The 1,019-nt window shown below is 78.6% G+C and carries 1 protein-coding gene; it reads right to left on the reverse strand.

Annotated features, from left to right (window positions below; translation table 11 throughout):
* Positions 1-814, reverse strand: an 814-nt coding sequence (locus FOE67_RS26840; protein WP_194444828.1) for a serine/threonine-protein kinase, incomplete at its 3' end; no start/stop codon positions are given.
* Positions 815-1,019: the final 205 nt, after the last annotated feature.

Consider the following 1,019-nt stretch of genomic DNA (forward strand, 5'->3'; position numbering starts at 1 on the left):
CCCCGGGGGCGACCGGGGCGGGGGGCAACCGCGGTGTCGTCCCGGTGGACGTCTCCGCCCCGGTCCCCTCCTCGGCGCGTCGCAGGGCCTCCGCGACCCGCTCCGCGTCCGGGCGCGCGGCCGGGTCCCTCACCAGCAGGTCGGCCAGCACGGGGGCCAGGGGCCCGGCCCGGGTCGGGGGCGGGACGGGGTCCTCCACCACCGCCAGCAGCGTCGCCGTGAGCGTGCCGCGTCGCATCGGCGAGCGGTTCTCCACCAGCTCGTACAGCAGCGTCCCCAGCGACCACAGGTCCCCGGCCGGCAGGTCCGCGCCGCCGCGCACCCGTTCGGGGGCCATGTACTCCGGGGAGCCGATGAGCTGCCCGTCCACCGTCAGGGCCGGGCCGTCGTGGACGGCGGCGATGCCGAAGTCGGTGAGCACGGCCGAGCCGTCCGGGCGCAGCAGCACGTTGGCGGGCTTGACGTCGCGGTGCAGGATTCCCGCCGCGTGCGCCGCGCGCAGCGCCGCCAGGACCCCCAGGCCGTGGCGGACCGCCTCGGGGACCGGGACCGGCCCCTCGGCGATCCGGTCCCGCAGGGTGCGGCCGGGCAGCAGTTCCATGACGATCCACGGAAAGGGACCCCGGTCGACGATGTGGTGCACCGTCACCACGTTCGGGTGGGCGATCCGGGCCAGGGCCCTGGCCTCCCGCAGGACCCGCTCCCGCAGCCGCGCGGCGCCGGGGGCGTCGAGGGCACCCTCCGGCGGGCGCACCTCCTTGATCGCGACCTCGCGTTCCAGCACCGTGTCCCGGGCGCGCCACACCGTTCCCATGCCGCCGGTTCCCAGGCGCTCCAGCAGCAGGAACCGGCCGTCGAGTTCCGCGCCGACCCGGCCCGGCTCCGCCCCGGCCCGGCCGGCGGCCCCGCCCGCGGCGGAGCGGGGGTCGATCCCCCGTCCGCCCGTGCCGGGAGGCGGGCCGCCCCGAGCCGGTGCCCCGCCTCCCGGCCCGGGCGCGGGCTCTTATACCCATTTCCGA

Source organism: Streptomyces calidiresistens, from assembly GCF_014141525.1.
Taxonomy (GTDB): domain Bacteria; phylum Actinomycetota; class Actinomycetes; order Streptomycetales; family Streptomycetaceae; genus Streptomyces; species Streptomyces calidiresistens.